The organism is Lapillicoccus sp. (assembly GCF_025353065.1).
Taxonomy (GTDB): Bacteria; Actinomycetota; Actinomycetes; order Actinomycetales; family Dermatophilaceae; genus Lapillicoccus.
On the sequence record NZ_JANXRJ010000041.1, the window covers coordinates 1 to 8,597 of the forward strand.

The window sequence follows — 8,597 nt, forward strand, 5'->3', positions numbered from 1 at the left end:
CCGCCGCCGGTGAGGGTCACCCCGACCGAATACACCCAGCCGGTGCCCACGGCCACCGCGACGAGGACCATCATGTCCAGGGTCCGGGCCCGCAGCGCCCGGACCGCGCCGACGAAGAACACCTGCGCCGAGTAGAAGATCACCGGCAGGCTCACGACCAGCTGGAACACGTCGTCGCGCAACCCGAACGGCGCCGGGACCGTGAAGCCGAAGACATCCCGCCCGATCCGGGACCACAGCGTGATCACGACCCCGAGCACCACCGCCACCAGGAACCGGTTGCGCACGTCGCGGACCATCCCCGCCATCGACATCTCACCGTGACCGCCATGACCCATCACGTCCGCCGGGCTACCCGTCCGGTCCTCGGCCCCTGCCATCGAGCCCGTGTCGTGCCCCGCATCATCGGCGCCGGCAGACGCGCAGACGTGATCCGGCACCGACTCACCTCGGCAGTGATACCCACAGTCGTTGACCCACCCAGCGAGTGTCTCCACACTGGTGGTGGACGGGTCGTAGACCACCGTCACGGTCTGGGCAACGGGGTTCGCCTCCACGGACCGCACCCCCGGTCGGCGGCCCAACCCCGCCTCCACGGCATTCTTCTGGGTCGCCCACTGCATCCCGTCGAGCTCCATCACGGCGCTGCGTGACTCCCCGAGCTGCGTGACTCCGGCACTCGCTCGCATGACGCCCTCCGCGTGTTCCGACGGGACCGCCTCGGCCCTTGCGTCAAGGTCGCACCCTACGGGCAGCGGGTTCAGGGGCAAAGGTCCCGACCGCCGGACGCGACCATGCGGTGGGGCTCGCCGGGATAGGGTGCGACGGTGCTTGGCGGAGATCGAGCCTGATCGCGAGGTCTGGCGGCGTCACCCGGCTACCGGCGCCGGACCCACGCGGGCACCCTCGAGCTCCATGCGGTGGCCGAGAACGAGACCGGATGGAGTGTGGCGTGGAGGATCAACGGATACGGCACCGCCAGGGGCACGTGCACCTGGTCGACGGCGTGCCCTACTCGGATCGGGCCTCCACCCTCTCGCTGCTGCCGGGCGCCGTCGTCGGCAGATGGCTGGCCGACAACGCTGGCTCCGTCTCGGGCCTCCTGCTCGATCTGGGGGCCGGCAACCAGCCGTTCCGGCCGTGGTACGCCCACCTGGCCGAACGCTGCGTCGCCATCGACGTGGCGCCCGCCCCCGGACTCGACGTCCTGTCCTTGGCGGCCCCACTGCCCTTCGCCTCCGCGACGTTCGACACGGTGCTGTGCACCAGCGTCCTGGAGCACGTCGATGACGCCGAGGCCGCGATCAGCGAGATCGCCAGGATCCTGCGGCCGGGTGGGCGGCTGATCATCACCGCGCCGTTCCTCTACCCCACCCACGAGGCGCCCTACGACTTCTGGCGGACGACGCACTGGGGTCTCCGGTCGCTGCTGACGCGGCATGGCCTCGAGGTCGACACCCTTGCTGCGCAAGGCGGTCCGGGCCTGCTGGTGGCCCACTACCTGATCGGCGGCTTCGGTCAGGGCCTCATGCTCTCGGCCAGGCGACTGGGGAGGCTCGGAGCCCTGATCGACAACAGAGTGGTGCGGGCGCTGCTGGCCGGGCCGCAGGACCTCGTCCGGTCCCGGGTGAGCTACCGCATGACCCGATCGTCCCGGGCCGCCAGCCTCGGCTACATGGCCGTCGCGCGCAAACCCGCGTGATCCTCGTGGCGACTCCGGTCGTGACTCAGACCAGCGGGGCGAGCAGGCCGACCCTGTCGCGGACCCGCGCCATCGTGGTGTCGGCCACGACCCGCGCCCGCTCGGCACCGGACGCGACGATGCGGTCGAGCTCGGCGGGGTCGGCGAGCAGCTCGGCCATCCGCGTCTGGAACGGGGCAACAGCCTCGACCACGACTTCGGCCACCTCGGCCTTGAGGTCCCCGTAGCCCTTGCCCTCGAAGTGTGTCTCGAGGTCGGGCACCGCTGTCCCCGAGAGCGCGCTGTGGATGACGAGCAGGTTGGAGACGCCGGCCTTGCGCTCCGGGTCGTAGCGAATCTCGCGCTCGGTGTCCGTGACGGCCGACCGGAGCTTCTTGGTCAGCCGCTTGGGGTCGTCGCTGAGCAGCAGGAGACCGGCGTCCGGCGAGGTCGAGCCGGACATCTTCGAGGTCGGGTCGGACAGGTCCATGATCTTGGCCGTCGCCTTGAGGATGTGTGGCTCGGGCACGACGAAGGTCGGCCCGAAGCGGGTGTTGAAGCGCTCGGCGAGGTCGCGGGTGATCTCGAGGTGCTGGCGCTGGTCCTCGCCGACCGGCACCTTGGCCGCGTCGTACATGAGGATGTCCGCCGCCATCAGCATGGGGTAGGTGAAGAGACCGACGTTGGCGGTCTGGCCCTTGCTCGTCTTGTCCTTGAACTGCGTCATCCGGCTCGCCTCACCGAACCCGGTGAGGCAGCTCATCACCCAGCCGAGCTCGGCGTGCTGGCCGATGTGGCTCTGCAGGAAGAGCGCCGAGCGCACGGGGTCGACCCCACCGGCGACGTACTGCGCCGCCGTCACCCGGCTGCGGTGGCGCAGCACGGCCGGCTCGGTCGGGACGGTGAGGGCGTGGAGGTCCGCGACGAAGTAGTAGGTCTCGAAGTCGTCCTGGAGGCTGACCCAGTTGACCAGTGCGCCGATGTAGTTGCCGAGGTGCAGCGAGTCGCTCGTCGGCTGCATGCCGGAGAGGATGCGCGGCTGGTGGGCGGGGCTCGGCGTCGGGCTGGTGGTGGCGTCGGACATGGCAGGAATCCTCTCAGGTCCGACGACCGGGTCCGGACGGTTAGGTTGGGACGCATGGTGCCCAGGACGCGGAAACCGTCGTCACCCGCGATCGAGCTCGAGGTCGGCGACCGCACGGTGCGGGTGAGCAACCCCGACCGCGTCTACTTCCCCCAGACCGGCTGGACCAAGCTCGATCTCGTCAACTACTACCTCAGCGTCGGCGACGGCATCGTCACCGCGCTGCGCGAGCGGCCCTGCATGATGCACCGCTTCCCCGAGGGCCTCGCCGGCGACAAGGTGCACCAGAAGCGCGTCCCGCCCGGTGCTCCCCCGTGGCTCGAGACCGTGCGCGTCACCTTCCCCCGATGGAACCGGACCGCCGACGAGCTGTGCGTCACCGAGCTCGCCTCGGTCATCTGGGCGGTCCAGATGTCGACCGTCGAGTTCCACCCCTGGAACTCCCGCCGCGCCGACACCGAGAGCCCCGACGAGTGGCGCATCGACCTCGACCCCATGCCCGAGTGCGACTTCGCCACCGTCCGCCGCGTCGCCCACGTCGCCCACGAGGTGCTCGACGAGCTCGACGTCACGGGCTACCCCAAGACCTCCGGCGGCCACGGCCTGCACGTCTACGTCCGCATCGTGCCGGAGTGGGGGTTCCAGGACGTGCGCCGCGCCGCCCTCGCCTTCGCCCGCGAGGTCGAGCGCCGGGCCGGCGGCGACGTCACGACCACCTGGTGGCGCAAGGACCGTGATCCCGCAACGGTTTTCGTCGACTACAACCAGAACGCCCGCGACCACACCATCGCCAGCGCCTACTCCGTGCGCGGCGTCCCCGACGGCACCGTCTCGACCCCGCTCGAGTGGAGCGAGATCGACGACGCCGTGCCGCTGGACTTCACCATCGCCACCGTCCCCGCCCGGTATGCCGCGAAGGGCGACCTGATGGCGGGCATCGACGACGCGGCATACCGGCTCGACACCCTGCTCGAGTGGGCCGAGCGCGACGCACGCGCCGGCGAGGAGACGCCGCCCGACGCCGAGTGAGCGGCGCGGCTCAGTCCGTCATCAGCCCGTCGTCACCCGGCCGGCCTCGACGTGCCACCGCTCGTCGAGACGCACGTTCTCCAGCAGCCGCCGGTCGTGCGAGACGAGCAGCAGCGCGCCGTCGTAGGCCTCGAGCGCCTGCTCCAGCTGTTCGATCGCGGGCAGGTCGAGGTGGTTGGTCGGCTCGTCGAGCACGAGGAGGTTGACCCCGCGGGCCTGCAGCAGCGCCATCGCCGCCCGGGTGCGCTCGCCGGGCGACAGGGCCCCCACGAGGGCGCCGACCTGGTCGGCCGTCAAGCCGAACTTGGCCAGCAGCGTGCGCCGCTCGGCCGGCGCGAGATCCGGCAGGGCCTCGCCGAAGGCGTCCCCCAGCGAGAGGTCCTCCCGCAACCCCGTTCGCGCCTGGTCGATCTCGCCCACCGCGACGCTCGCGCCGAGGCCAGCCCGCCCCGTGTCCGGCGCGAGCCGGCCGAGGAGCAGGTGCAGCAGCGTCGACTTCCCGGCGCCGTTGGGGCCGGTGATGCCGATCCGCTCGCGGGCCTCGACCTGCAAGGACGCCGGCCCGAAGGCGAAGTCGCCGCGCCGCAGCGACGCGTCGGAGAGGCTCGCCACGACGGAGCTCGACCGCGGTGCGGCAGCGATGGAGAACTGCAGCACCCATTCCTTGCGCGGCTCCTCGACCTCGTCGAGCCGGGCGATCCGCGACTCCATCTGCCGCACCTTGCGGGCCTGCTTCTCCGACGAGTCGGTGGCCGCCGCGCGGCGCATCTTGTCGTTGTCGGGACTCTTCTTCATCGCGTTGCGCACGCCCTTGCTGCTCCACTCGCGCTGGGTGCGGGCGCGCGCCTGCAGGTCGGCCTTCGTGCCCGCGAACTCGTCGTAGGCCTCGCGGGCGTGCCACCGGGCCACCTCGCGCTCGGCGAGGAACGACTCGTAGCCGCCGTCGTGCACCGACACCGCGTGCTGGGCGAGATCGAGTTCGACGATGCGGGTCACGCAGCGCGAGAGGAACTCCCGGTCGTGCGAGACGAGCACGACTCCCCCGCGCAGTCCCTCGACGAACCTCTCCAGCCGCTCGAGGCCCGCCAGGTCGAGGTCGTTGGTCGGCTCGTCGAGCAGCACGACGTCGAAGCGGCTCAGTACGAGTGAGGCCAGCGCCGCCCGGGCGGCCTGCCCGCCCGAGAGAGAGGTCATCAGGGCGTCGGGACCCACCTCCAGACCGAGCTCGGCGAGGACCGCGGGCATCCGGTCGTCGAGGTCGGGCGCGCCGCTGGCCAGCCAGTGGTCGAGCGCCGCGGCATACGCATCGTCGGCCCCCACGACGTCCGAGCCGAGCTCTGCGGCCGTCGCCTCCATCTCCGCGGTCGCGTCGGCGGCGCCGGTGCGACGCGCGACGTAGTCCCGCACCCGCTCCCCCGGCACCCGCTCGTGCTCCTGCGGCAGCCAGCCGACGAAGGCGTCGGACGGCGTCGTGGTCACCGTGCCCGCGAGCGGGATGGCGGCGCCGGCGAGCAGCCGCAACAGGGTCGTCTTGCCGGCGCCGTTGGCACCGACCACGCCGACGACATCGCCCGGGGCGACGGTCAGGTCGAGCCCCTCGAAGAGGGTGCGGTGGCCGTGTCCACCGGACAGACCCTTGGCCACGAGGGTCGCGCTCACGGCGTCAGCATAGGGGGGCGGGGACACCAACTCCGCGACCGTCCCCGGGATCCCCCGACTCACGGCAGGGGGTCCCCCGCGCGCGATGAGCATCCGGCATACGATGAAAGTTGAAGGGCCAACCAGTGTGGCCACCAGCGACGTGTAGTAATGGTGATTCAGGGCATGACTGCCACCATCCAACAGCTCGATCGAGTCGTCATCCGCTTTGCCGGGGACTCCGGTGACGGTATGCAGCTGACCGGCGACCGTTTCACGACGGACGCGGCGATCCTCGGCAACGACCTGTCGACCCTCCCCAACTTCCCGGCCGAGATCCGCGCGCCCCAGGGCACCCTGCCCGGCGTCTCGAGCTTCCAGCTCCACTTCGCCGACCACGACGTGCTGACGCCGGGCGACGAGCCCGATGTCCTCGTCGCGATGAACCCCGCAGCGCTCAAGGCCAACCTCGCTGACCTGCCCCGCGGCGCGACGATCATCGTCGACACCGACGAGTTCACGAAGCGCAACCTCGCGAAGGTCGGCTATGCCGTCTCGCCGCTCGATGACGGCACCCTCGAGTCGTATGCCGTGCACCCCGTCGCGCTGACCTCGATCACCGTCGAGGCGCTCGCCGGCACCGAGCTCAGCCGCAAGGACAAGGAGCGCGCGAAGAACATGTTCGCGCTCGGGCTGCTGTCCTGGCTCTACACCCGGCCGACCCAGTCGACCGAGCGCTTCCTCGCGCTGAAGTTCGGCGGCAAGCCAGACCTCCTTCACGCCAACCTCCTCGCCCTGCGCGCGGGGGTCAACTACGGGGAGACGACCGAGGAGTTCGCGGTCCGCTACGAGGTCGGTCCGGCGCCGATGAAGCCCGGTCGCTACCGCAACATCACCGGCAACATCGCCCTCTCCTACGGCCTCGTCACCGCGTCCCACAAGACCGGGCTGCCGCTCGTCCTCGGGTCCTACCCCATCACGCCGGCGTCCGACATCCTCCACACCCTCTCCGGGCTCAAGCGCTTCGGCGTCACGACGATCCAGGCCGAGGACGAGATCGCCGGTGTCGGAGCGGCGCTCGGTGCGGCGTTCGGTGGTGCCCTCGGCGTGACGACGACGTCCGGCCCGGGCCTCGCGCTCAAGGCCGAGACGATCGGCCTGGCCGTCTCGCTCGAGCTGCCGCTCATCGTCTGCGACATCCAGCGCGGTGGTCCGTCGACCGGCCTGCCGACCAAGACCGAGCAGGCCGACCTCCTGCAGGCCATGTTCGGGCGCAACGGCGAGTCGCCCGTCGCGGTGGTCGCTCCTCAGTCCCCCGGCGACTGCTTCGACATCGCCCTCGAGGCGGTACGGATCGCCACGACCTACCGCACCCCCGTCATCGTCCTCTCCGACGGCTACCTCGCCAACGGCTCCGAGCCGTGGGCGATCCCGTCGATCGCCGACCTCCCGGGGCAGCGCGTGGCCTACACCACCGAGCCGAACGCCGTTGATGACAAGGGCGATCCGGTCTTCCACCCCTACCTTCGCGATCCGGAGACGCTGGCCCGCCCGTGGGCCGTCCCCGGCACCGCGGGCCTCGAGCACCGGGTCGGCGGCATCGAGAAGGCCGACGTCACCGGCAACATCTCCTACGACCCCGACAACCACGACCTCATGGTCCGGCTGCGGCAGGCCAAGATCGACGGCATCGCCGACACGATCCCGCCGCTCGAGGTCGACGACCCGTCGGCGGACGCGAAAGTCCTTGTCCTCGGCTGGGGTTCGACCTACGGGCCGATTGCCGCGGCGGTGCGCGACCTGCGGCTGCAGGGCCACCACGTCGCGCGGGCGCACCTGCGCCACCTCAACCCCTTCCCGCCCAACACCGGCGAGGTCCTGCAGGCCTACGACCGGGTCATCCTGCCCGAGATGAACCTCGGCCAGCTCGCGCTCCTGCTGCGGGCGCGCTACCTCGTCGACATCCAGTCCCACACGGCGGTCCGCGGACTTCCGTTCCCCTCCTCCGCGCTGGCGGACGTCATCCTGAAGGCGGTCAACGCGTGAGCACCATCGAGCTCGGTATGCCGGGTCGCGGCTTGGCGGGGGTCCCTCTCCTCGCCGAGGACGCACCGGCCCAGACCAAGAAGGAGTTCACCTCCGACCAGGAGGTGCGCTGGTGCCCGGGCTGCGGCGACTACGCCATCCTCGCGACGATGCAGGGGTTCCTGCCCGAGCTCGGCCTCAAGCGCGAGAACATCGTCTTCGTCTCGGGCATCGGCTGCTCGTCACGCTTCCCCTACTACCTCGACACCTATGGCATGCACTCGATCCACGGGCGGGCACCGGCCATCGCGACGGGCCTCGCGACCTCGCGACGCGACCTCTCGGTCTTCGTCGTGACCGGCGACGGCGACGCCCTGTCGATCGGCGGCAACCACCTGATCCACGCGCTGCGCCGCAACGTCAACCTCACGATCCTGTTGTTCAACAACGAGATCTACGGCCTCACCAAGGGTCAGTACTCCCCCACCTCCCAAGTCGGGTCGATCACCAAGTCGACCCCGATGGGCTCGGTGGACAACCCGTTCAACCCCGTGAGTCTGGCCCTCGGCGCCGAGGCGACCTTCGTGGCGCGGTCGATGGACTCCGACCGCAAGCACCTGACGGAGGTGCTGCGCGCGGCGACCGCCCACCGCGGCACGTCGCTCGTCGAGATCTACCAGAACTGCCCGATCTTCAACGACGGCGTCTTCGCGGTGCTCAAGGATCGCGAGCAGGCGGCCACCCGCATCCTCCATCTCGTCGACGGCGAGGAGATCTCCGCCGGTGACACGGTGGTCGTCCGGGGCGAGGCCGGGTCGCTGACCGTCGTCGACCGGGCCGACGCCGACCCGGCGCGGATCGTGCGGCACGACGTGCATGCCGAGGACCCGTCGCAGGCCTTCGCCATCTCGCGGCTCATCGACCCGACCCTCGCACACGTGCCGATGGGCATCTTCCGCGACGTGGACCGGCCGACCTACGACGACCTCGTGCGCGACCAGGTCGACGCTTCGGTCGAAGGTCTGGGGGGCGCCGCCTCCGATGCCGACCTCGACGAGCTGCTCACCGGCAAGGACTCCTGGACCGTGAGCGCGTGACCCCAGCGTCAGGTCGTGGTCTGGCGCTGAGGTCGTGGTGTAC

The 8,597-nt window shown here is 70.7% G+C and carries 7 protein-coding genes; 4 read left to right on the forward strand and 3 right to left on the reverse strand.

Features of this window, described 5'->3' with window-relative positions:
* On the reverse strand, positions 1 to 689 hold a 689-nt coding region (locus tag Q0R63_RS03915; RefSeq protein ID WP_295694296.1), incomplete at its 3' end, for a cation transporter.
* Between the two features lie 263 nt (positions 690 to 952).
* On the opposite strand from Q0R63_RS03915, the gene Q0R63_RS03920 reads away from it, so the two are divergent.
* Positions 953 to 1,702 carry a class I SAM-dependent methyltransferase gene (locus Q0R63_RS03920; protein ID WP_295694299.1) on the forward strand — a complete coding sequence of 250 codons (750 nt, stop codon included), beginning with the start codon at positions 953 to 955 and terminating at the stop codon, positions 1,700 to 1,702.
* A 25-nt stretch (positions 1,703 to 1,727) separates the two neighbouring features.
* Here the strand turns inward: Q0R63_RS03920 and trpS are convergent, their stop codons facing one another.
* The gene (gene trpS, locus Q0R63_RS03925; protein WP_295694303.1) at positions 1,728 to 2,765 is read right to left on the reverse strand and encodes a tryptophan--tRNA ligase; all 1,038 of its coding nucleotides are present in this window, start codon (positions 2,763 to 2,765) and stop codon (positions 1,728 to 1,730) included.
* A 54-nt stretch (positions 2,766 to 2,819) separates the two neighbouring features.
* Between trpS and ligD the strand changes: the two genes are divergently transcribed.
* On the forward strand, positions 2,820 to 3,794 hold the full coding sequence (ligD, locus tag Q0R63_RS03930; protein WP_295694306.1) for a non-homologous end-joining DNA ligase: 975 nt from the start codon (positions 2,820 to 2,822) through the stop codon (positions 3,792 to 3,794).
* 21 nt (positions 3,795 to 3,815) lie between these two features.
* Here ligD and Q0R63_RS03935 read toward each other — a convergent pair whose 3' ends face one another.
* Positions 3,816 to 5,453 (reverse strand): ABC-F family ATP-binding cassette domain-containing protein, encoded by a 1,638-nt coding sequence (locus Q0R63_RS03935; RefSeq protein WP_295694311.1) that lies wholly within the window; start codon positions 5,451 to 5,453, stop codon positions 3,816 to 3,818.
* A gap of 165 nt (positions 5,454 to 5,618) precedes the next feature.
* On the opposite strand from Q0R63_RS03935, the gene Q0R63_RS03940 reads away from it, so the two are divergent.
* Positions 5,619 to 7,478, forward strand: a complete 1,860-nt coding sequence (locus Q0R63_RS03940) for a 2-oxoacid:acceptor oxidoreductase subunit alpha (RefSeq protein ID WP_295694314.1) — start codon at positions 5,619 to 5,621, stop codon at positions 7,476 to 7,478.
* A gap of 17 nt (positions 7,479 to 7,495) precedes the next feature.
* Entirely contained in the window at positions 7,496 to 8,554 is a 1,059-nt protein-coding gene (locus tag Q0R63_RS03945) for a 2-oxoacid:ferredoxin oxidoreductase subunit beta (RefSeq protein ID WP_295694316.1), read from the forward strand.
* Positions 8,555 to 8,597 lie beyond the last annotated feature (43 nt).